This window comes from Xanthomonas bonasiae (assembly GCF_017163705.1).
GTDB classification, from domain to species: Bacteria; Pseudomonadota; Gammaproteobacteria; order Xanthomonadales; family Xanthomonadaceae; genus Xanthomonas_A; species Xanthomonas_A bonasiae.
In genome coordinates, this window is record NZ_JAFIWB010000016.1 from 55,537 (window position 1) to 78,153 (window position 22,617).

The window sequence follows — 22,617 nt, forward strand, 5'->3', positions numbered from 1 at the left end:
GATCCTTCAGCAGTGCGGGAAGGCCCGGCCGCGGCGGCTGGCGCGGGGCAGTCGGTGGATTCTAACCGCCGGCGATGGACCATGCGAGGGCGTATGGTGGATGTTGGGGCTTCGCGCTGAACGGAATCCGGTCGCGAGTTTAATGTTCGCTTGCTGGCGTTATGCTCTGCGGCCATGCGCCGGCCATCGCCTCGGCCAACCGACCAAGCAACACTTCAGGAGATAGGCATTGGCAACATGGCTCGTCACCGGCGGCGCCGGGTTCATCGGCGGCAATTTCGTGCTGGAAGCGGTGTCGCGCGGCGTCCGCGTGATCAACCTGGACGCATTGACCTACGCCGGCAACCTGAACACGCTGGCGTCGCTGGACGGCCATCCCGACCACGTCTTCGTGCAGGGCGATATCGGCGACCGCGCGCTGGTCGCGCAACTGCTGCGCGAGCACCAGCCCGACGCGGTGCTGAACTTCGCCGCCGAGAGCCATGTCGACCGTTCGATCGACGGCCCGGGCGCGTTCATCCAGACCAACGTGGTCGGCACGCTCGGCCTGCTGGAAGCGGTGCGCGATCACTGGAAGGCGCTGCCGGAAGGGCCGCGCGCCGCGTTCCGGTTCCTGCACGTGTCCACCGACGAGGTCTACGGCACGCTCGGCGAGACCGGCAAGTTCAGCGAGACCACGCCGTACGCGCCCAATTCGCCGTACTCGGCCTCCAAGGCCGCCTCCGACCACCTGGTGCGCGCGTTCCACCACACCTACGGCCTGCCGGTGTTGACCACCAACTGCTCCAACAACTACGGCCCGTACCATTTTCCCGAGAAGCTGATCCCGCTGGTGATCGCCAAGGCGCTGGCGGGCGAGCCGCTGCCGGTCTACGGCGACGGCAAGCAGGTGCGCGACTGGCTGTTCGTCGGCGACCACTGCGAGGCGATCCGCACCGTGCTGGAGAAGGGCCGGGTCGGCGAGACCTACAACGTCGGCGGCAATTCCGAGAAGCAGAACATCGAGGTGGTGCAGGCGATCTGCGCGCTGCTCGATGCGCGCCGCCCGCGTGCCGACGGCAAGCCGCGCAGCAGCCAGATCACCCATGTCGCCGACCGCCCCGGCCACGACCGGCGCTATGCGATCGACGCGTCCAAGCTGAAGAACGAGCTGGGCTGGGAGCCGCAGTACAGCTTCGAGCAGGGCATCGCCACCACGGTGGACTGGTACCTGGCCAACCAGGCCTGGGTGCAGGGCGTGCTCGACGGCAGCTATCGGCTGGAACGGATCGGCACGGCGGCATAACGCGAGTCCCTCGCAAGAGCCCGCACGTCCATGTGCGGACTTCCAAAGGAAGTAACCGATGACACAACGCAAGGGCATCATCCTGGCCGGCGGCTCCGGCACGCGGCTGTATCCGATCACCAAGGGCGTCAGCAAGCAGCTGCTGCCGGTGTACGACAAGCCGATGATCTATTACCCGCTCAGCGTGCTGATGCTGGCCGGCATTCGCGAAGTGCTGATCATCAATACGCCGCACGAGCAGGCCTTGTTCCGCGCGCTGCTGGGCGACGGCTCGCAGTGGGGCATGCGCCTGGAATACGCGGTGCAGCCGAGCCCGGACGGACTGGCGCAGGCCTACCTGATCGGTCGCGAGTTCATCGGCGGCAAGCCGAGCTGCCTGGTGCTGGGCGACAACATCTTCCATGGCCATGGTTTGACCGAGACCCTGCGCCGCGCCGACGCGCGGCAGCAGGGCGCCACCGTGTTCGGCTATTGGGTCAACGACCCGGAGCGCTATGGCGTGGCCGAGTTCGACCAGGCCGGCAAGGTCATCGACATCGCCGAAAAGCCGGCCCAGCCGCGCTCCAACTATGCGGTCACCGGGTTGTACTTCTACGACGGCCAGGCCAGTGACTACGCAGCCGAATTGAGGCCTTCGCCACGCGGAGAGCTCGAGATCACCGACCTCAATCGGTGCTATCTGGATGCGGGGCAACTACATCTGGAAGCGCTGGGTCGCGGCTATGCTTGGCTGGATACCGGAACCCATCAATCCCTGCACGAAGCGTCCAACTTCATCGAGACCATTCAGGCGCGGCAAGGGTTGCAAGTGTGCTGCCCGGAAGAAATCGCCTTCTCGCAAGGCTGGATCAATGCCGAGCAGTTGCAACATCTGGCGCTCCCACTGGCAAAGAGCGGTTATGGCCTGTATTTGCAGGCACTGGCAAAACGAGGAAAGTTTCTTTGAAAGTGATCGAAACCGCGATACCCGGCTGTGCCGTCATCGAACCTGCCGTATTTGAGGACGAGCGCGGTTACTTTTTTGAGAGCTGGAATGCCGAGCGTTTCGCTCGGCATGGCCTGCCGGCCACGTTCGTGCAAAGCAACGTGTCGGCATCATCAAAAGGCGTACTGCGCGGATTGCACTACCAGTGGCCGCGCCCGCAGGGCAAGCTGGTCAGCGTACTGGAGGGCGAGGTTTACGACGTGGCGGTGGACATCCGTCGCGGTTCTCCGCATTTCGGCCGCTGGGTGGCGGCAATGCTGAGCGCGGAAAACAGGAAACAATTCTGGATACCGGAAGGCTTTGCCCACGGGTTCGCGGTGCTGTCCAAGCGTGCGGTGTTCAGCTATCTGTGCACCGACGTGTACGTGAAGGAAGCCGACGCCGGCGTGCGCTGGGACGACGCGGCGATCGGAGTGGACTGGCCGATCAGCCAGCCGCTGCTGTCGGCCAAGGATGCGGTGGCGCCGTTTCTGGCCGACATCGCCGCCGAACGTCTGCCGGTGTATACGCCGTGACCACGCTGGTGTTCGGCGCCAACGGCCAGGTCGGCCAGGAGCTGTTGCGCGCGCTGGCCGGACGCGGGCCGTTGCTGGCGACCACGCGCAGCGGCCGCCTGCCCGGCGGCAGCGCCTGCGAGAGAGCCGACTTCGACCAGCCGCAGACGCTGGGCACCTTGCTCGATCGGGTGCAGCCGACGGCGGTGGTCAACGCGGCCGCCTATACCGCGGTGGATCGCGCCGAACAGGATCGCGACGCCGCGTTGCGCGCCAACGCCGAGGCGCCTGCGGTGATCGCCGGCTGGTGTGCGGCGCATGGCGTGCCGATGGTGCATTACTCCACCGACTACGTGTTCGATGGCCAGGGCACCCGCCCGTATCCGGAGGACGCACCGATGGCGCCGCTGGGCGTGTATGGCGCGACCAAGCTCGCCGGCGAAGACGCGATCCGCGCCTCCGGCGCGCAGCACCTGATCTTCCGCACCGCCTGGGTCTATGCCGCGCACGGCAACAACTTCCTGCGCACCATGCTGCGCGTCGGCGCCGAACGCGACGAGTTGCGCGTGGTCGCCGACCAGGCCGGCACGCCGACGCCGGCGGCGCTGATCGCCGATGTCACCGCGCAGGTCCTCGAACGGCGCGCTGCCGCGCAATCGGGCACTTGGCACCTGACCGCTGCCGGCCAGACCACCTGGCACGGCTTCGCCGAAGCGATCTTCGAAGAGGCGCTCGCGGCGGGCCTGCTGGCGCGCGCGCCGCGCGTGCTGCCGATCGCCACGGCCGAGTACCCGACCCCGGCCAAGCGCCCGGCCTATTCGCGGCTGGATATTTCCAGGCTGCAACGCGATTTTTCGCTGGTGCTGCCGCAGTGGCGCGATGGCCTGCGCCGCGTGATCGGCGAACTGGCCACGCCAGCGCAGTCCGTGTAGCGCGCCGCGCGCCGGCAGCGAACGCAGGCATGAAAAAAGCCGGGCATCGCCCGGCTTTTTTCTTTTCGCTGCAGCAGGACTCAGGTACGCCCGTAGGTGTCCTCGAAGCGCACGATGTCGTCCTCGCCCAGATAGCTGCCGGACTGCACCTCGATCAGTTCCAGCGGCAGCTTGCCCGGGTTCTTCAGGCGATGGGTCACGCCCAGCGGGATGTAGGTGCTCTGGTTCTCGGTGAGCAGCAGCACTTCCTCGCCACGGGTGACTTCGGCGGTGCCGCTGACCACGATCCAGTGCTCGGCCCGGTGGTGGTGCATCTGCAGGCTCAGCGTGGCGCCGGGCTTGACCGTGATGCGCTTGACCTGGAAGCGCTGGCCGTTGTCGATCGAATCGTAGGCGCCCCACGGGCGATACACCTTGCGGTGCCAGGTGGCCTCGGAGCGGCCGCTGGCCTTGATCCTGGCCACGATCTCCTTGACCTCCTGGATGCGCTCGCGGTGGCCGACGAGGACCGCATCGTCGGTCTCGACCACCACCACGTCCTGCAGCCCGACCATCGCGATCAGCCGCGAACCGTAGGCATAGGTGTTGCGGCAATCGATCTCGATCACGTCGCCGTGGTGCGCATTGCCCTGCGCATCCTGCGGCGAGACGTCCAGCAAGGCAGACCACGACCCGACGTCGTTCCAGTTGGCGTCCAGCGGTACCACGACCGCATCGGCGGTCTTCTCCATCACCGCGTAGTCGATCGAGTCCGACGGGCTGGCGGCGAAGGCGTCCTTGTCCAGGCGGGTGAAGTCGGCATCGCGGGTTGCCGCGTCCCAGGCCTTGGCGCAGGCATCGGCGATTGCCGGCTGGAAGCGGCGCAGTTCTTCCAGGTAGCGCGAGGCGCGGAACAGGAACATGCCGCTGTTCCAGTAGTACTCGCCCGAGGCCAGATAGCCCTGCGCGGTGGCCAGGTCGGGCTTCTCGACGAAGCGCTCGACCGCGCTGACGCCGTTGCCGGCGCCGGCCTTGATGTAGCCGTAGCCGGTTTCCGGCGCGGTCGGCTTGATCCCGAAGGTGACCAGCTTGCCTTGCTCGGCGGCGGCCGCGGCAACCTGCACCGCGGCCTGGAACGCCGCTTCGTCGCGGATCACGTGGTCGGACGGCAGCACCAGCAACAAGGGGTCGGCGCCGTTGCGGGTCGCCTCCAGCGCCGCCACGGCGATGGCCGGGGCGGTATTGCGGCCCTTGGGCTCGAGCAGGATCGACTGCGGCTTCACGCCGATCTGCTGCAATTGCTCGGCGGCGACGAAGCGATGCTCTTCGTTGGCGACCACGATCGGCGCATGCCCGGCGACCGGTGCCGCACGCAGCCAGGTGGCCTGCAGCATGCTGTGTTCGCCGACCAGCGGCAGGAACTGCTTCGGGTAGGACTCGCGCGACAGCGGCCAGAGCCGGGTGCCGGAACCGCCGGACAGGATGATGGGTAGGACGTCGCTCATGGGCGGGGGAACTCCATAGATGCGTTGAAGGAAATGGTGGAAGACACGAAACCGGTCATGCTTTCAGCAGATCGGAGATTTCAGTGGTGCGCTGTTCCAGCAGTGCCGCATCGCCCCGCGTTTCCACGTTCAGGCGCAACAGCGGTTCGGTATTGGAGCTGCGCAGATTGAAGCGCCAATCGGCGAATTCGGCGCTGACCCCGTCGGTGTAGTCCAGCGACGGCGAGTGCGCGGCGTAGTGCTCCATCACCCGCGCCACCGCGGCCTTGGCATCGGCGACCTTGAAGTTGATCTCGCCGCTGCACGGGAACTTCTGCATGCGCGCCTCGACCAGGTCGGCCAGCGAGCGGCCCGACTGCGACACCAGTTCGGCGATCAGCAGCCACGGGATCATGCCCGAGTCGGCGTAGGCGAACTCGCGGAAATAATGGTGCGCGCTCATCTCGCCGCCGTACACCGCGTTCTCGCCGCGCATCTTCTCCTTGATGAAGGCATGCCCGCTCTTGCACAGCACCGGGACGCCGCCGGCATCCTCGACCATCTCGATCGTGTTCCAGGTCAGACGCGGGTCGTGCACCACCTTGCCGCCCGGCTGCTTGGCCAGGATCGCCTGCGCCAGCAGGCCGACCAGGTAGTAGCCCTCGATGAAGCGGCCGTTCTCGTCGAAGAAGAAGCAGCGGTCGAAATCGCCGTCCCAGGCGATGCCGAAGTCCGCGCCGTGTTCCTTGACCGCCTTGGCGGTGGCCTCGCGGTTCTCGGGCAGCAGCGGGTTCGGGATGCCGTTGGGGAAGTGCCCGTCCGGCTCGTGGAACACGCGCACGAACTCGAACGGCAGGTGCGGCGCCAGCAGGTCGACGATGGCGCCGGCGCCGCCGTTGCCGGCGTTGACCACCAGCTTCAGCGGCTTGAGCGTGCCGAGGTCGACGTAGCTGAGCAGGTGCGCGATGTAGGCGGACTTGTCCGGGCGGCTGTGCTCGGCTGCGGTCGGAGTGCCGGCGGGCGCGGTGTCGGCCGCCACGGTGTCGCGGATCGCGAACAGGCCGGTATCGGAGCTGATCGGGCGCGCATTCTCGCGCACCAGCTTCATCCCGTTGTAGTCCATCGGATTGTGGCTGGCGGTCACCATCACCCCGCCGGCGGCCTGCAGGTGGTCGGTCTGGAAATACACTTCCTCGGTACCGCACAGGCCGATGTCGATGACCTCGCGGCCGCTGGCGCGCAGGCCGGCCGACAGCGCCGCCTGCAGTGCGGGGCTGGCCAGGCGCACGTCGTGGCCCACCACCACCGGTCCGCTCTCCAATTGCCCCGCCAATGCCACGCCGATGCGGCGGGCCAGGTCCTCGTTCAGTTCGTCGGGAACGCGACCGCGGATGTCGTAGGCCTTGAATGCGGGAAGCGGCATAGGGGAGGGACCTTGGATGGGGGGAGGTTGAAGTGTAACGTTCCGGCCCTTAATCGGTCATTGCGGCAGTGCGCAGCGGGTCTTAGCCGGCGAGCGGCTAGACTATCTGTCTACTTCCAATGCGGATGCGGGCCAATGGGCGATACCTCCACCCGGGCGACCGGGCGACGCGGCAAGCTTTTCCCCGACGCGGCCACGGCGCTGGCCGACGTGGTGGCGGACGGCCAGACCCTGGCGGTCGGCGGTTTCGGCCTGTGCGGCATTCCCGAGGCGCTGATCGCGGCGCTGCGCGATTCCGGCGCGAACGGCCTGACCGTGATCTCCAACAACGCCGGGGTCGACGGTTTCGGCCTGGGCCAGCTGCTGGCGACCCGGCAGATCCGCAAGATGATCTCGTCCTACGTCGGCGAGAACAAGGAATTCGAGCGCCAGTACCTGGCCGGCGAGCTGGAGCTGGAGTTCAATCCGCAGGGCACCCTGGCCGAACGGCTGCGCGCCGGCGGCGCCGGCATTCCCGCGTTCTTCACCGCCACCGGCTATGGCACGGTCGTCGCCGAGGGCAAGGAGACGCGCGAATTCGACGGCAAGCACTACGTGCTGGAGACCGCGCTGCAGGCCGATGTGGCCCTGGTCAAGGCGTGGAAGGCCGATGCCGCGGGCAACCTGGTGTTCCGCAAGACCGCGCGCAACTTCAACCCGGCCTGCGCGATGGCCGGCAAGGTCTGCATCGCCGAGGTCGAGCAGGTCGTCGAGACCGGCAGCATCGACCCGGACCAGGTGCATCTGCCCGGCATCTACGTCGATCGCATCGTGCACAACCCGCATCCCGAGAAACGCATCGAACAGCGCACCCTGCGCCAGAAGGACGCCTGACATGGCCTGGACCCGCGACGAAATGGCGCAGCGCGCCGCCCGCGAACTCACCGATGGCGCCTACGTGAACCTGGGCATCGGCCTGCCGACCCTGGTCGCCAACCACATTCCCGAGGGCGTGGACGTGTGGCTGCAGTCGGAGAACGGCCTGCTCGGCATCGGTCCGTTCCCGAGCGAGGACGAAGTGGACGCCGACCTGATCAACGCCGGCAAGCAGACCGTCACCGCGCGCGCCGGCGCCAGCTATTTCGGTAGCCACGATTCCTTCGCGATGATCCGCGGCGGCCACATCGACCTGGCGATCCTCGGCGCGATGCAGGTCAGCGCGCGCGGCGACCTGGCCAACTGGATGGTGCCCGGCAAGATGGTCAAGGGCATGGGCGGGGCAATGGACCTGGTCGCTGGGGTCAAGCGCGTGGTGGTGCTGATGGAGCACGTGGCCAAGGACGGCAGCCACAAGATCCTGCACGAGTGCGACCTGCCGCTGACCGGCGTGGGCGTGGTCGACCGCATCATCACCGACCTGGCGGTGTTCGACGTCGACGCCGAAGGGCTGTGGCTGGTTGCGCTCGCCGACGGCGTGGACGAGCCACAGGTGCGCCAGATGACTCAGGCGCACTACCGCATTCGAGGCTAATCCTGCCGCGCCCGCGGCGACGTATGATGGGCGGTGACCTGAATCGCCTGGCCATCCTGGCCGGCGCGTCCTGGTCCGCCCTCCCTACACAGGTGCATCGATGAAACCACTTTATGTTCTGTTGGCCGCGTCAGCGGTGACGATCGCGTTGGCCGGCTGCGGCCAGGACGCCAGCCAGACGACGCCAGCGACGGCTCCCGCACCGGCGCCCGATGCTGCCGCGGCAGCTCAGGCGCCGGTCACCAAACTCACTGCCGATCAGGTCAGCGTCAAGCTCAGCCTGGAGTCCGAGCCCAAGGTGGACACGGCGGCGGGTGTCATCACGTTCACGGTCAAGGTGGAGAACAACGGAAAAGTGGCGCTCTCCGGGACCAGCAATCCGCCGGTCAATCTGGGCGTCCAGATCGAGGGCCCCGGCGGTAATGCCGACGGTCTGGTGCGGGATTTCGCACGCACGCCACTGCCGGAGATCGCACCCGGCGCGTCCGCATCGGTGGCCGTGCAGGTACCTGCTGATCCGCGCATCGATGGCCGCCGATTGAAGGTCGATTTGGTCCAGGAATCGGTCAGCTGGTTCGCGGATTTCGGTCAGCCGACTCTGGACGTGGGTCCAATCCCGCTCGCCAAGTGACATCCTCTGGCGGCGCCTCCGGCATTCCACAGAAGGCGCCGATGGCGCCTTCTTGCTGCTGGGCCTGATGCCCAGGGGCAATCGCCGCCAGCCGGTTCCGGCTGCCGCACGGATGCCTCGGTCAGGTGGCGACAGGCACTCGGCCGCGGCCGGTGAATGCATCCTCGACCGCCAGGCCGCTCGCCCACCGACCCGTCTGCCAGCGGCCCTCGCCCATGCACCGCAACGGGATCTGGATCAGCTCCCGGTCGAACGCGAACGTCCAGGTCTCGCTGCCGCCGACCGTGCAAAGGTCGGCGACGAAATCGAGCGCGCCTTGCTGGACCTCCGCAATAGTGGCGAACTGCGCGGGTGTCAGTTCCTTGGCGGCGAAGACCGGTTCGGCATGGCCGTCGCTGCGTAGCGCGAAGTGAGAGAACTGGCCGTCCGGCGCGGTCAGGAATGTTTCCAGCAGCAGGTCGTGCTGCGGGATCGGCGACGCCTGCATGTGCGGGTCGCGCGCATCGAAGTAGCGCGCTTCGGCCCAGCCCGGGGCCCGAATCTGCGCGATCCCGGCGTTCACGGCGAAGTAGCCGCCGCCCAAGGCGGTGCGGGTCAACCGGCTCAGCTGCGCCTGGATTGTGCCTGCGTACCCCAGGTCCGCCACCATGGCGGGCGCGTCGCCGACGGTTGCATGCCAGTAGCGCAGGTAGCCTTCGCGCTCCGCCGTGGCGACCTCGAGCAGCGCGGGCATCGCCGGCGCCAGTGTCTGTAGCAGCGAGGCACGTTTCTCCGGCAGCAGCGCCATGCCGCGCATGCTGGCGGCTCCCAGCCGTGCCGCGACCGCCGCGGTTGCCGCCGAGCCGAGCCGCGCGCGCAGCAGGTCGTGCAGGCTGCCGGTGTAGGTGCTACCGAGCAGCGCATCCAGGTCGGTGGCCTCGCGCAGCGTCGGCACGCCAGTGCCGCGCCGCGAGGCCAGCACATAGCTGCCCCGCAATGCGGCCAGCGGCGGACATGCCGCCTGCAACTGCGCAAACGCCTTTTGCAGCAGATAGCCTTCCCGGCTCAGGAACAGGATCTGGCCGACGCCGCGCGACAGCGCCAGACGCACCAGCCACAGCAGGTAGTCCGCGACCAAGGGGCCGTACACCAGATAGCCGAGCGATGCCGGCGATTCCAGGCGCAACCGGTCGCCGAACTGCTCCGGTCGGGTATCGGCAAGATCCGCCAGGTGGCGACTCAGCAGGCCCAGCCACAACTGGTCTTGCCAGGCGCTGTGCGCGCCTGCCGCGGGTCGCAAAGGACGTAGCGCCGGGACCACGTCGAGCAATGCCGATGGCCGCAGCACGTGCACGGGCGTGAGATAGCCGTGCATCTGCGGGCGCTGGATATCCGCCTGTTCGTTGTCGCCGACGTGCAGCCAGTGCCGCGCCGCCACGCCTTCGTGCGCCGGCAGCTGTTCCCAGGCCTGGTCGTCATCCTTGCGCCAGCCGGTTTCGCAAGACACGTACCAGGCTCGCGGCAGCGCTCGCACGGCAGATGGCAAGACCCGCTGCAGATCTGCGCTATTGAGGTACATGTCCGACACGGCGACCAGGCGCCGTCCGCTGGCGGCGAGCGCATCGGCTGCGGCAACCAGCGCCTGGCGCGGCTGCAGCAAACGTGCTTCGGTATCCAGTTCCAGTGTCTGCAGCGCTTGCAAGGGCAGGTCCTTCGCCTCCGCGAGCCGTGCCATTGCGGCATAGATGGCGTCTAGGTCGACGTCGCGCCCGGCAGCCGCACGCGCGATCGCCTCGGCGCGATCGCGCAACGCGGCGAATCCGGGTACGCCAAGGGTTTCTGCTGCCAGATGAGCCAGGTAAGCGCGTGCTCCTGCCGGGGTCAGGAACGGACGCGTCACCAGGGTGTCGAACACGTCCAGCGATACCAGCTTTGCCTCGATTGCCGACATGGTCAGGCGCGTGGCCAGAGGCATCTGGAAGGCCTGTATCCAATTGCGGTTGCCTTCCGTGCTCAGCGCAAGCCGCCCATCTGGCGGCAGGATGCCGGCCAGCAGTCCTTGTTGGCGTACCACGGCCACGAACATCCGCTCCAGCGCATGCTGCAGTGTTCCATCGGTCTGGCCGCGCTCCTCCGGAAAATCCTGCAACCTCAACCCGAGCGCGTAAATGGGGTGCAATGCCGTCACGCGTGCCCAGAACATAGAGCCGGCCGGGTAGTCGATATAGGCAGTGGCATCAATGGCGATCCCCAGCCGCTGGCCCAGTTCGCGACAGACCTGCAGATTGCTGAGCCAGGTGTGGCCCCACAGTGGTATGCCGGTAAAGCTTTCCGGGTAGACGATTCCCAATCTCGGCTCGGCGCCGAACATGCCGAGGATCCAGGCGACGCGCTGCGTCGAGCCGAACAGCGCGTTGGTCAGATAGCGACGCCAATCCTGGCGCTCGCCACCGGTATACAGCGATTTTTTGCTATGCCAGTGCGCCACGACGTCGAGCGCGAGGATGTCCTCGCGGAACGTCACGATCAACGGCGCCAGATCGCGGCCACGATTGGCGACCTTGCGCACGTGCAGCGTCTGCAGGTTGGGCAACGACGACAGGCGCTGTTGGGCCGCGGCCTGCGCGTCGGCGTCGATGACCGACACCATCAGCACGTACGGCACCGGCATGGCGGTCAGCGCCTGCGCCAATTCACCCAGCAGGTCAGGATAAAAAACGTGGGCCATCACGCCCACGCGCAGTTGCACGCGCTCGATCGGCGTCGGCGCGGGAAACGCGACATCCGATGGCGGAGGTGCAGACGTTTGCGCGTGCGCGGCATTGCGCAGGCGCCGCACGAAGCCGGTAAGGCCCAGCGCTCGCAGGACCTTCCAGCTGCGCTCGGCAACCGCGACCAGGCCACGCCAGCCGCCGCCGTGCCGCTCGACGGCCGCACGCGCGGCAAGCCCGGTCTTGCGCCAGCGGGCTCTCATCGCGACGTCACGTGGCGAAGAACGCGGCGGCGGCGCAGCAGGAGCATCGTGTCGGAAGCGTGTGGCTCACAGGTTCTGGTAGTTCGGCCCGGAGCCGCCTTCCGGCGTGACCCAGTTGATGATTTCGTAGGGGTCCTTGATGTCGCAGGTCTTGCAGTGCACGCAGTTGGCGGCGTTGATCTGCAGGCGCTTGCCGGCCGCGTCGTCGACGATCTCGTACACCGCGGCGGGGCAGAAGCGGGTGCAGGGGTTGCCGTATTCCTCGGTGCAGCGGGTCACGCAGATCTGCGGGTCCAGCACCTGCAGGTGCACGGGCTGGTCTTCGTCGTGTTCGGTGGCGGCGAAGTACACGGCCTGCAGGCGGTCGCGCGGCGCCAGGTCGCGCTGCACGTAGTCGCGCTTGGGCTGTTCGTGTTCGCCCAGCCGGTCCAGCGACGACCAGTCGGCGGTCACCTTCAGCGTCCACGGCGAGGCGCCCTTGACCAGGGTCTCCCAGGCGCCGTTGAGCAGGCCGAACCACATGCCCTTCTTGAAGCCGGGCTTGATGTTGCGCACCTGGCGCAGTTCGGCCATCACCTCCGAGCCGCGCAGCCGCGCGTCGAAGCCGGCCGGGTTCAGCGCCGCGCCGGCGGCCAGGTGTTCGGCGGCGAGCATGCCGCTGCGGATCGCCTGGTGGGTGCCCTTGATCTTGGGCACGTTGAGCAGGCCGGCGCTGTCGCCGATCAGCAGCGCGCCGGGCATCTCCACCTTCGGCAACGACTGCCAGCCGCCGCTGGCGATGGCGCGGGCGCCGGCCGACAGGATGGTGCCGCCTTCCAGCAGCGGCTTCATCAGCGGATGGTTCTTCCATTGCTGGAACGCCTCCCACGGCCGGTATTCGGGGTCGTGGTAGTCCAGGCCGCTGACGTAGCCCAGCGCCACCTGGTTGTTCTCCAGGTGGTACAGGAAGCTGCCGGCATAGGTGGCGTTGTCCGCCGGCCAGCCCAGGGTATGCACGATCTTGCCGGGCACCACGCGGCCTTCCGGCAGCTGCCACAGTTCCTTGATGCCGATCGAATAGGCCTGCGGGTCGCTGTCGGCGTCCAGCGCGAAGCGCTTGACCAGGCGCTTGGTCAGGTGCCCGCGCGCGCCTTCGGCCAGCACCGTGACCTTGGCGCGGATATCGATGCCGGGGGTGTAGCCGGGCTTGTGCGACCCGTCCTTGGCCACGCCCATGTCGCCGATGCGCACGCCGAGCACCGTGCCGTCGTCGGCATGCAGGGTCTCGGCGGCGGCGAAGCCGGGATAGATTTCCACGCCCAGCGCCTCGGCCTGCGGCGCCAGCCACGCGCACAGCGCGCCGAGGCTGACGATGAAGTTGCCGTGGTTGCGCATGCCCGGCGGCACGATCGGAAACTTGCGCCCGCCGTCCTTGCTCAGGTGCCAGAACTCGTCTTCGCCGGCGGGCACGCAGATCGGCGGCGGCGCGTCGCGCCAGCCGGGCAGCAGCGCGTCGAGCGGCGCCGGTTCGATCACCGCGCCGGACAGGATCTGCGCACCGACCGTGCTGGCCTTTTCGATCACGCAGACCGAGATGTCCGGGTTGAGCTGCCTGAGCCGGATCGCGAACGCCAGCCCGGCCGGACCCGCGCCGACGGTGACCACGTCGTATTCCATGACGTCGCGTTCCACTGGCTCCGGCGCGTTGGCGCCGCCCTCCAATTCCGTCATCTGGTCCGCTCCCGTTGGCTCGATCTGGCTGTCTGCATTTTCAGGCTTTGTGCGTGACGGGGCAAATTCCGCACGCTGGCGTATGGTGCCGGCCGGCATGCTAGCGTGGCGCGATGCAACTCGATCTGCCCGGCGCCGACGTCCGCTGGCTGCCCGGCTGGCTCGCCCCGGCCGAGGCGGCGGCGCTGTTGGCGCACTTGCTGGCCGGGGTGGCCTGGGAGGTTCACCGCATCCGCCTGTTCGGGCGGATGGTGGATTCGCCGCGGCTGAGCTGCTGGATCGGCGACCCGGAGGCGAGCTACCGCTATTCCGGTACCCGCTTCGCGCCGCATCCGTGGCCGCCGGCGTTGCAGCCGTTGCGCGAACGGCTGGCCGCGGAGACCGGAGTCGCGTTCAACAGCGTGCTGGCCAACCGCTATCGCGACGGCCGCGATGCGATGGGCTGGCACAGCGACGACGAAAAGGAATTGGGCGCGCGTCCGCTGATCGCCTCGCTGAGCCTGGGCGCCACGCGCCGCTTCGTGCTGCGCCATCGCCAGGAGCCGGCGCTGCGCCAGGCGCTGGAACTGAGCGCCGGTGGCTTGCTGTTGATGGGCGGGGAGACCCAGCGCCTGTACCGGCATGCCTTGCCGCGGACTGCGAAACCGGTCGGCGAGCGGATCAATCTGACGTTTCGGAAAATCGCCGCGCCTTAGCGGCCACGAATTCCCTTCTCCCCCTCGGGAGCATGGTCTCCTTTTCAGGGGAAGTGCCTCGAAGGGGCGGATGAGGGTACGGGCGCAGTCTGGTGCCCCCAAACTCTGCGAGACGCTTCGCGCCGTACCCTCACCCCAACCCCTCTCCCGGTGGGAGAGGGGCAGACGTTCCCTTCTCCCATCGGGAGAAGGTGCCCCGAAGGGGTGGATGAGGGTACGGGCGCAGCCTGGTGCATCCAACTCCGCGAGTCGCTTTCGCGCCGTACCCTCACCCCAACCCCTCTCCCGATGGGAGAGGGGCTAGCGGCTGTTCCTTCTCCCATCGGGAGAAGGTGCCCCGAAGGGGCGGATGAGGGTAGGGCGCAGCCTGGTGCCCCCAAACTCCGCGAGACGCTTTGCGCCGTACCCTCGCCCCAACCCCTCTCCCGGCGGGAGAGGGGCTTTGGATCAGCGGCGCGGTGCCGGTGCGACCTTCGGCACCGGCGCCAGGGCCGTGGCCGCATCGGCCTGGCCCTGCTGCAGGGTCCAGCCGACCACATCGCCGGTCACCTGCGACAGCGCCTGGCTGAAGGCGTCGGCGACCTGCGCCTGCGCGGTGCTGGCGGCCGGTTGCGCGGCGAGGAAGGTGCGCGAGGCGACCACGCGCTGGTCGGGCGTGTACAGCAACTTGGCGTTGAGCTCGATCGTGGCCGATGGCACGTCGTGGCCGGCGTAGTCGGATTCGAAGCGGCGCAGGTCCAGCAACAGCTTGTAGTCGGCGCGGATGCCGGTGCCGAGCCGGGCCACGCCGGGAATGCGGCCGGAATCCTCGAACGCGCGGACCAGGGTGTCCTCCAGCATGTCGGTGGCGGGCTGCGCCCAGCTGACGCCGCTGTAGACCTGCAGTTCGCCCGGGGTGGGGCGCACCGAGATGCGCGGGCTGTCGACCACCCGCGCGGCGCTGGGCTTGGCGATCGCCAGTTGCCAGGTTACCTGCGGCCATGACGGATCCGGCGCGACGCGCACGTTGGGCGCGTAGATCGTCACCGGATCCTTGCTGCCGCCGGTCAGCGCGGAGCAGCCAGCGAGCAGCAGGGCCGGAAGGGCGAGCAGCAGGAGGGCGCGCGTCGGCTTCATTTGGGTTTGAACTCCTTCGGGGCGTCGCGGCCGAGCAGGTAGCGCGCGGGGTTGTTGTCCAGGCGGTCGCTGACCCGGCGCAGGTCGCGGATCAGCCCGCGCAGTTCGGTCAGGGTCGGGCCGAGCTGGCCCAGGCCGTCGTTGGCGAAGCTGTTGATCGCCGCGCGGTTCTCGCCCAGGATCTTGTCGGCGTTGCCGGACGCCGAATCGAGCTTGCTCAGCGTGCTTTCCAGCTTGTCCAGGATCGGCGGCAGCTGCTGCACCAGGTTCTGGTCCAGGCGCTGGATGGTGCCGTTGGTGGTCTTCAGGGTCACGTCGAGATTGCGCGCGGCATCGCGCGCGCTGAGGATCAGCGATTGCATGCCTTCGTCGCGGTCGGCCAGCGAGCCGCTGATCGTTTCCAGGTTGTGCAGGGTGGCGGTGATGCTGGCCACGTTGCGGTCGCTGAGCACTTCGTCCAGGCGCTCGACGATGCGGTTGGCGGTGTCGGTGATGTTCTGCAGCGCCGACGGCGTGGTCTGGATGATCGGCGCGTCGCTGGCGTCGATGGAGGTCAGCGACGGCGCCTCCGGGGTGCCGCCGGAGAGCTGGATGATCGACGGCCCGGTCAGGCTGGTGATGCCCAGTTTGGCGCGGGTGTCGCTCTTGATCGGCGTGGTCGAATTCAGCCGCACCCGCGCCACCACCTGGCGCGGATCGTTCGGCGCCAGGGTCAGTTCGGTGATCGAGCCGACCGCGATGCCGTTGTACTGCACCGGGCTGCCCACCGACAGGCCGGTCACCGCCTCGCGGAACACCACCCGGTATTCCTGCCAGGTGCGGTCGGACGAATACTTGGCGGCCCACAGCCCGAACAGCAGCAAGGCCAGCCCGGCCACGATGGTGAAGGCGCCGATCAGGACGTAGTTGGCTTTGGTTTCCATGGCTCAGTGGGTCTCGGTCCAGGCGGTTTTGGCGTCGCGCGCCGCGCGCGCGCGCGGGCCGTGGAAATAGTCCTGGATCCAGGGGTGGTCGACCTGCTCGATCTCGGCCAGCGGCGCGGTGGCGATGACCTTGCGGTCGGCCAGCACCGCCACGCGGTCGCAGATAGCGTACAAGGTGTCCAGGTCGTGGGTGATGAGGAACACGGTCAGCCCCAGCGCTTCCTGCAGGGTGCGGATCAGGCGGTCGAAGGCGGCCGCGCCGATCGGGTCCAGCCCGGCGGTGGGTTCGTCCAGGAACAGCAGCGGCGGGTCCAGCGCCAGCGCGCGCGCCAGTCCGGCGCGCTTGCGCATGCCGCCGGACAGCTGCGAGGGCAGCTTGTTGATCGCATCGGCCGGCAGCCCGGCCAGCTTCACCTTCAGCAGCGCCAGTTCGTAATGCCAGCTGTCGGGCAGTTCGCCGAAGTGCTCCTTGAGCGGCACCTGCACGTTCTCGCCCACGCTCAGCGAGGAGAACAGCGCGCCGTCCTGGAACAGCACGCCGGTATTGCGCTCCACGTGCAGGCGGTCTTCGCGGCGCCGGGAGTCGGTGTCCACGCCGAGCACGCGGATGTGGCCGGCATCGGGCTCGCGCAGGCCGAGGATGCTGCGCATCAGCACCGACTTGCCGGTGCCCGAGCCGCCGACCACGCCGAGGATCTCGCCGCGGCGCACGTCCAGGTCCAGGTCTTCGTGCACGGTCTGGGTGCCGAAGCGGTTGAGCAGGCCGCGGACCGAGATGGCCAGTTCTTGGTCGGGATTGGGGATTGGGGATTCGGGATTGGTCAAGGCAATGGCTCCCGGCCAGGCAGCGCGCGGCGTCCGCCTTCAACGAATCCCCAATTCCCAATCTCCAATCCCGGCTCCATCACCACCCCACGTTCATGAACCACAGCGCGGCGATCGCGTCGATGATGATCACCAGCGAGATCGTCTGCACCACGCTGGAGGTGGTGCGCTCGCCGACCGATTGCGCGGTGCCTTCCACGCGCAGGCCTTCCAGACAGCCGATCAGGCCGATCACGATCGCGAAGATCGGCGCCTTCGACAGGCCCACCAGCATGTGCCGCAGCTGGATGGTGTCGTGCATGCGCGCCAGGTACATCTGCGGCGGGATGCCCAGGTCGAAGGCGCCGACGGTGACGCCGCCGGCCAGGCCGGCGATCATCGCCACGAAGGTCAGCAGCGGCAGCATCACCAGCAGCGCCACCAGCCGCGGGATCACCAGCAGGTCCATCGGGTCCAGACCCAGGGTCTGGATCGCGTCCACCTCTTCGCGCGCCTTCATCGCGCCGATCTGCGCGGTGAACGCGCTGGCGGTGCGCCCGGCCAGCACGATCGCGGTCAGCAGCACCGCGAATTCGCGCAGGAAGGCGATGCTGACCAGTTCCACCACATAGATCTCGGCGCCGAAGTCGCGCAGGATGGTCGAGCCCAGGAACGCGATCACCGCGCCGACCAGATAGGACAGCAGGGCGACCAGCGGCACCGCGTCCAGCCCGACCTGTTCCATGTGGTGCACGGTGGAGGTCAGGCGGAAACGCCGCGGTTCGTGCACCAGGCGTAGCACCTTGACCAGGGTCTCGCCGAGGAAGCCGACCAGGGCGACGATCTCCTTGCCGTTGCGGTGCACCGCGTAGCCCAGGCGCTCCAGCGCCGCGGCGAAGCCGTAGTCGCGCTTGCGCTTGGGGCGGTCGTCGGCGACGTCCTCGATGGTGCTGACCAGCGCCTGGTGGTCGTGGCGGAAGTTCAGCGCCTCGTGGGCGATGCCGTTGCGGGTGGCGTAGCGCATCAGCTGCAGCACGCCGGCCGAATCCAGCTGGCCGATGCCGCTGGCGTCGATGCCGGTGGTGCCGGCCGGCAGCGTGCGCAGCACGTCGGACGACGCCAGCGCGGTGGCCAGCGTCCAACTGCCGGATAGCCGCACCCGCGTGGGGTCTCGGTCGTCCTGGCTGAGTGTTGGCGGTTGCGGTTCGATCATGGGGTGTCCGGGCGCGAGCATACCTGTTTCGCCTGCACCGCAATGTCGTCGTGCGCCACAGGGTGGCTGTGCGCGGGGTTCGCGCCATACTAGCCGACATGCAAGCCGCGCCCATCGCCACTCCCTCTGCCAGCGCCACCTATGCGCAACGGATCGCCTTCGTCTCCGAGATCGCCGGCCGCCTGCACACCTACGGCACCACCGCGCAACGCCTGGAGGCGGCGGTGGTGGCGTTGTCGCAGCAGTTGGACCTGGATTGCGAACCCTGGTCCAACCCGACCGGGCTGATCCTCAGTTTCAGCGATCCGACCAAGGCGATCGGCTCCAGCGACATCACCCGCGTGGTGCGGCTGGCGCCGGGCGACAACGATCTGCACAAGCTCAGCGTCGCCGACAGCATCGCCGACGACGTCGCCAGCGGGCGCATGAGTGTGGCCCAGGGCCATACCGCGCTGCGCCAGCTGGACCGCCCGCCGGGGCGGCGCTGGAAGGCGATGCAGGTGCTCGGCTTCGGCCTGGCCGCGCTCGGCGTGGCCGGGCTGTGGCGGCTGCCGTGGCTGGACATCGCCACCGCCACCGCGATCGGCCTGCTGATCGGCGCGCTGACCCAGCTCACCGACAAGCGCCCGGCGGCCAAGGAGGCCAACGAGGCGCTGGCGGCGCTGCTGGCCGGCGTCGTCGCCGCGCTGGTGGCGACCTTCGTGGCGCCGCTGAACCTCAATTCGGTGATCATCGCCTCGCTGGTGGTGCTGCTGCCGGGGATGGCGCTGACCAATGCGGTCAACGAACTGACCAGCCAGCACTGGGTATCCGGCACGGCGCGCTTCGCCGGTGCGGTCACCACCATCCTCAAGCTCACCGTGGGCGCGGTGATCGCGGTGACCCTGGCGCAGTTGCTCGGACTGGAGCCGCTGGTGCACGCGTCGCGGCCGCAGGCGGTGTGGGTGGAATGGGCGTCGCTGCTGGTCGCGGCGTACGCGTTCGCGTTGCTGTTCAAGGCCAACGGCCGCGACTATCCGTGGGTGATGGCCGCCTCGGTGGCCGGCTACGCGATCGCGCGCTTCGCCGGCGAGGCCTGGGGCAGCCCGGTCGGGATCTTCCTGTCGGCGATGTCGCTGACCGCGGCCGGCAATCTGTTCGGCCGGCTGGTGCAGCGTCCGGGCGCGCTGATCCGCCTGCCCGGCATCATCATGCTGGTGCCCGGCAGCGCCAGCCTGCGCGGACTGCTGACCCTGGTGCAGCAGCACGACGTGTCCGGCGGGCAGTCGGCGCTGCTGGCGGTGACCAATATCGTGATGGCGCTGGTCGCCGGCCTGCTGTTCGGCAATCTGCTGGTGCCGGCGCGGAAGAATCTCTAGTTCCGCGGTCGCTGCGGCAGGCATAAAAAACGCCGGCTCGCGCTGGCGTTTCTCGAATAAACGACCGATCCCCGACCCGTTGCCGGATCGGGGTGCCGATCAGTTTTTCGGGGCGGCGGACTTGCTGGCTTTCTTGGCGACCTTGGCGACTTTCTTGGTGGCCTTCTTCGCCGTCTTCTTGGCCGGCGCGGCGGACTTGGCCGGCGCTGCGATCAGGAAGTCGTCGACCTTCTTGCCCTTGGCCACCTGCTCGGCCAGCCAGCGCGGCTGCTTGCCGCGGCCGGTCCAGGTTTCGGCGGTATTGGCCGGATTGCGGTACTTCGGCGGCACCTTGCCCAGCTTGCGGCCCGGCTTCGGACCCGGCTTGCCGGCAGCCGGCTTGCGGCCGCGCTTGGCCGGAGCGGCGCCATCGAAGACTTCGTCGATGCTGTAACCGTGCGACTTGGCCAGGCGTGCCAGCTGCGTGCGGACCTTGGCGATGGGCGTGCGCTTGGCGACGATGGTCTGTTGCTTCTTGGCCGTCTTGATGAGAGCGCCCAACTGCTTGGCCGACAGGCCACTGAGATCGATGGTCATTTGTACTCCGGAAAATGGGTGATGGGCATACAGCCATTCCCTGGCTAGAGCGGAATCATAATATCGCTTTATCGGATTGACAAATATTCCGGGTATTTCGATAGGCACGCCGATCGCTGGATCGGTGTGGGTGTCACTTATACGCACCGAATTCCGATTGTCAAATCAACGCGGGGTAACGGCGCTGATTCGGTCGGCATATTGACCCGGCAAATGTCGAGGCCGCGTCGTGACGAATCGCGGCGCAAAAAAAGGCCGGGATATATTCCCGGCCTTTCCGATTAACCCTGCAGGCGCGCCAGCAATTCGGCGCGGTCCAAGTTCTCGGCGTCGCCGCCGCTGCGCGCGCGATATTCGAAGGTGCCGGCGGCCAGCCCGCGCTCGGAGACCACCACGCGGTGCGGGATGCCGATCAGTTCGATATCGGCGAACATCGCGCCGGCGCGCAGGCCGCGATCGTCGAGCGCGGCGTCCAGGCCGGCCTGTTGCAGTTCGGCCAGCAGCGCCTCGCCGGCCGCGTCGATCGCCGGATCGCGCTTGGGATTGATCACGCACACCGCCACCGACCACGGCGCCATCGGCTGCGGCCAGCGGATGCCGGCCTCGTCGTGGTTCTGCTCGATCGCCGCGGCGACGATGCGCGAAATGCCGATGCCGTAGCAGCCCATCGCCATCGCCACGGTCTTGCCGTTCTCGTCCAGCACGGTGGCGTCAAGCGCCTGCGCATACTGGCGGCCGAGCTGGAACACGTGGCCGACTTCGATGCCGCGCGCCAGGCGGATCTCGCCGCCGTCGTGCGCGCGCTCGCCTTCGACCACGTTGCGCAGGTCGGCCACGGTGTCCGGCTCGGGCAGGTCGCGGCCCCAGTTGACCCCGGCCAGATGGAAGCCGGTCTCGTTGGCGCCGACCACGAAATCGGCCATCGCCGCCACGTCGCGGTCGGCGACCACGCGGATCGGCTGGCTGGGGTTCAGCGGTCCGAGGAAGCCCGGCTCGCTGCCGAGGTGGGCGCGGATCTCGGCCTCGTTGGCCATGCGGTAGCCGGCCAGGCCGGCGACCTTGCCCAGCTTGATCTCGTTCACCGCGTGATCGCCGCGCACCAGCGCCAGCACGAACGCGTCGCCGGCCATCACCGCGACCGACTTGACCGTGCGCTGCAGCGCGATGCCGAGCAATTGCGCCACGGCCTCGCAGGTCTTCTGGGTGGGCGTGGCGACCTTGCGCAGTTCCTCCTGCGCCGCCGCGCGGGGCGCAGGATCGGCGGCGACCGCTGTCTCGACATTGGCGGCGTAGTCCGAACCGGTGGAGAACGCCAGCGAGTCCTCGCCGGACTCGGCCAGCACGTGGAATTCCTGCGAGGCGTCGCCGCCGATGTCGCCGGAATCGGCCTGCACCGCGCGGAACTGCAGGCCCAGGCGGGTGAAGATGCGGCTGTAGGCGGCCTTCATGTTCTCGTATTCGCGGGCCAGGTCCTCGTCGCTGACGTGGAACGAATAGGCGTCCTTCATCAGGAACTCGCGCGCGCGCATCACCCCGAAGCGCGGCCGGATCTCGTCGCGGAACTTGGTCTGGATCTGGTAGAAATTGACCGGCAGCTGCTTGTAGCTGCTCAGTTCCTGGCGCGCGAAATCGGCGGCGGCCTCCTCGGCGGTGGGGCTGTAGCAGTATTCCTGCTCCTTGCGGTCCTTCATCCGGAGCATCAGGCCGCCGAACTTCTTCCAGCGCCCGGTGGCTTCCCACAGTTCGCGCGGCTGGATGGTCGGGAACAGCACTTCCACCGCGCCGGCGCGGTTCATTTCCTCGCGCACCACCGCTTCCACCTTGCGCAGCACGCGCAGACCCAGCGGCGACCAGGTGTACAGGCCGGAGGCGAGTTTGCGGATCATGCCGGCGCGCAGCATCAGCCGGTGGCTGACCAGTTCGGCGTCGGCCGGAGTTTCCTTGGTGGTGTGCAGGTGGAACTGGGAAAGGCGCATCGAGGGGCTTCGCTAACGGCGGGCGCCCATTTTGCCAGTCATTGCCGGCGTTGCGGGGGTGCACTGCGGGGACGCGCGGCGGCCGCGCCGTGTCTGCGTCGCCCCGGCGCGCTCACTCCGCGGCGGCGGGCGGCGCGCAATAGGCCTTGATCGCGGCCTCGGCCAGGCCCTTCTGCGCGTCGCGCTGGGCGTCGTCCAGCTCCGCGTCGGGCTTGCCGTCGCCGTCGCGGTCGGTCATCACCTTGCCCGGCTTGCCCAGGATCTCCAGGTTCTTGCGCGCGCTCAGGCAGTTGGCGTTCTCGGCCGGGGCGGCGGCTTCGGTGGCCTCGACCGGGGCGTCGCCGTGGCGGTCGACCCGCCGCGCCTGGTACTTGCCGCCGGGCGGAGGGCTCTGCGAATAGTGGGTGACGCCCTGCGCATCCTTCCATTGGTACAGGGTGGCGGCGCCGGCCACGCCGCTGGCGGCGAGCAGGGACAGGCAGCAAAGCCGGGTCAGGGCGCGCATCACGTTCTCCAGGGGCACGAGGGCGAGGGCCGATTGCAGCACCCGCCGTCGGGCCTGGCAAGTCG

Annotated in this window: 20 protein-coding genes; 9 read left to right on the top strand and 11 right to left on the bottom strand. The window is 68.2% G+C overall.

Going from position 1 to position 22,617, the window contains the following annotated elements:
- Positions 1-229: 229 nt before the first annotated feature.
- The 4 genes from rfbB to rfbD are packed head-to-tail and all read left to right on the top strand — an operon-like array spanning position 230 to position 3,696.
- On the top strand, positions 230-1,285 hold the full coding sequence (gene rfbB, locus JR064_RS14210; RefSeq protein WP_206230151.1) for a dTDP-glucose 4,6-dehydratase: 1,056 nt from the start codon (positions 230-232) through the stop codon (positions 1,283-1,285).
- Between the two features lie 58 nt (positions 1,286-1,343).
- Complete coding sequence (gene rfbA, locus JR064_RS14215; RefSeq protein WP_206230152.1) at positions 1,344-2,231, top strand: glucose-1-phosphate thymidylyltransferase RfbA; 888 nt, start codon at positions 1,344-1,346, stop codon at positions 2,229-2,231.
- Positions 2,228-2,785 (top strand): dTDP-4-dehydrorhamnose 3,5-epimerase, encoded by a 558-nt coding sequence (gene rfbC / locus JR064_RS14220; RefSeq protein WP_206230153.1) that lies wholly within the window; start codon positions 2,228-2,230, stop codon positions 2,783-2,785. Before rfbA ends, rfbC begins: the two co-directional genes overlap by 4 nt.
- Complete coding sequence (gene rfbD, locus JR064_RS14225) at positions 2,782-3,696, top strand: dTDP-4-dehydrorhamnose reductase (protein ID WP_206230154.1); 915 nt, start codon at positions 2,782-2,784, stop codon at positions 3,694-3,696. The genes rfbC and rfbD overlap by 4 nt, the downstream gene beginning before the upstream one ends.
- Positions 3,697-3,776: 80 nt before the next feature.
- On the opposite strand, the gene JR064_RS14230 is transcribed toward rfbD, so the two are convergent.
- A complete protein-coding gene (locus tag JR064_RS14230; RefSeq protein ID WP_206230155.1) occupies positions 3,777-5,180 on the bottom strand; it encodes a mannose-1-phosphate guanylyltransferase/mannose-6-phosphate isomerase in 1,404 nt (467 codons plus the stop codon).
- Between the two features lie 55 nt (positions 5,181-5,235).
- On the bottom strand, positions 5,236-6,582 hold the full coding sequence (locus JR064_RS14235) for a phosphohexomutase domain-containing protein (RefSeq protein WP_206230156.1): 1,347 nt from the start codon (positions 6,580-6,582) through the stop codon (positions 5,236-5,238).
- 135 nt (positions 6,583-6,717) lie between these two features.
- On the opposite strand from JR064_RS14235, the gene JR064_RS14240 reads away from it, so the two are divergent.
- The 3 genes from JR064_RS14240 (at position 6,718) to JR064_RS14250 (ending at position 8,723) form a co-directional block, all read left to right on the top strand.
- Positions 6,718-7,455, top strand: a complete 738-nt coding sequence (locus JR064_RS14240) for a CoA transferase subunit A (RefSeq protein ID WP_206230157.1) — start codon at positions 6,718-6,720, stop codon at positions 7,453-7,455.
- Between the two features lies 1 nt (position 7,456).
- Complete coding sequence (locus tag JR064_RS14245) at positions 7,457-8,092, top strand: CoA transferase subunit B (RefSeq protein WP_206230158.1); 636 nt, start codon at positions 7,457-7,459, stop codon at positions 8,090-8,092.
- Positions 8,093-8,192: 100 nt separating this feature from the next.
- Positions 8,193-8,723 (top strand): glycosyltransferase, encoded by a 531-nt coding sequence (locus tag JR064_RS14250; RefSeq protein WP_206230159.1) that lies wholly within the window; start codon positions 8,193-8,195, stop codon positions 8,721-8,723.
- A 121-nt stretch (positions 8,724-8,844) separates the two neighbouring features.
- Here JR064_RS14250 and JR064_RS14255 read toward each other — a convergent pair whose 3' ends face one another.
- Together JR064_RS14255 and JR064_RS14260 are read right to left on the bottom strand one after the other, a co-directional pair.
- Complete coding sequence (locus tag JR064_RS14255; RefSeq protein WP_206230160.1) at positions 8,845-11,676, bottom strand: rhamnan synthesis F family protein; 2,832 nt, start codon at positions 11,674-11,676, stop codon at positions 8,845-8,847.
- Between the two features lie 66 nt (positions 11,677-11,742).
- Positions 11,743-13,386: an electron transfer flavoprotein-ubiquinone oxidoreductase gene (locus tag JR064_RS14260; protein ID WP_206230161.1), complete on the bottom strand. Its 1,644-nt coding sequence runs from the start codon at positions 13,384-13,386 to the stop codon at positions 11,743-11,745.
- Positions 13,387-13,499: 113 nt separating this feature from the next.
- Between JR064_RS14260 and JR064_RS14265 the strand changes: the two genes are divergently transcribed.
- Complete coding sequence (locus JR064_RS14265; RefSeq protein WP_206230162.1) at positions 13,500-14,081, top strand: alpha-ketoglutarate-dependent dioxygenase AlkB family protein; 582 nt, start codon at positions 13,500-13,502, stop codon at positions 14,079-14,081.
- A 447-nt stretch (positions 14,082-14,528) separates the two neighbouring features.
- Here the strand turns inward: JR064_RS14265 and JR064_RS14270 are convergent, their stop codons facing one another.
- The 4 genes from JR064_RS14270 to JR064_RS14285 all read right to left on the bottom strand — a co-directional run bounded on the left by JR064_RS14270 (position 14,529) and on the right by JR064_RS14285 (position 18,137).
- Positions 14,529-15,197 (bottom strand): ABC-type transport auxiliary lipoprotein family protein, encoded by a 669-nt coding sequence (locus JR064_RS14270; protein WP_179568571.1) that lies wholly within the window; start codon positions 15,195-15,197, stop codon positions 14,529-14,531.
- Complete coding sequence (locus JR064_RS14275) at positions 15,194-16,120, bottom strand: MlaD family protein (RefSeq protein ID WP_191825433.1); 927 nt, start codon at positions 16,118-16,120, stop codon at positions 15,194-15,196. The genes JR064_RS14270 and JR064_RS14275 overlap by 4 nt, the downstream gene beginning before the upstream one ends.
- 3 nt (positions 16,121-16,123) lie before the next feature.
- On the bottom strand, positions 16,124-16,945 hold the full coding sequence (locus tag JR064_RS14280; protein WP_179568567.1) for an ABC transporter ATP-binding protein: 822 nt from the start codon (positions 16,943-16,945) through the stop codon (positions 16,124-16,126).
- Between the two features lie 79 nt (positions 16,946-17,024).
- A complete protein-coding gene (locus JR064_RS14285) occupies positions 17,025-18,137 on the bottom strand; it encodes an ABC transporter permease (protein ID WP_179568565.1) in 1,113 nt (370 codons plus the stop codon).
- 98 nt (positions 18,138-18,235) lie between these two features.
- On the opposite strand from JR064_RS14285, the gene JR064_RS14290 reads away from it, so the two are divergent.
- Positions 18,236-19,495 carry a threonine/serine exporter family protein gene (locus JR064_RS14290; RefSeq protein ID WP_179568563.1) on the top strand — a complete coding sequence of 420 codons (1,260 nt, stop codon included), beginning with the start codon at positions 18,236-18,238 and terminating at the stop codon, positions 19,493-19,495.
- A 99-nt stretch (positions 19,496-19,594) separates the two neighbouring features.
- Here the strand turns inward: JR064_RS14290 and JR064_RS14295 are convergent, their stop codons facing one another.
- The 3 genes from JR064_RS14295 to JR064_RS14305 form a co-directional block, all read right to left on the bottom strand.
- On the bottom strand, positions 19,595-20,071 hold the full coding sequence (locus JR064_RS14295) for an H-NS histone family protein (protein WP_191825434.1): 477 nt from the start codon (positions 20,069-20,071) through the stop codon (positions 19,595-19,597).
- 281 nt (positions 20,072-20,352) lie between these two features.
- Entirely contained in the window at positions 20,353-22,047 is a 1,695-nt protein-coding gene (locus tag JR064_RS14300) for a proline--tRNA ligase (protein WP_206230163.1), read from the bottom strand.
- A gap of 112 nt (positions 22,048-22,159) precedes the next feature.
- Complete coding sequence (locus JR064_RS14305) at positions 22,160-22,552, bottom strand: DUF4124 domain-containing protein (RefSeq protein ID WP_191825436.1); 393 nt, start codon at positions 22,550-22,552, stop codon at positions 22,160-22,162.
- Positions 22,553-22,617: the final 65 nt, after the last annotated feature.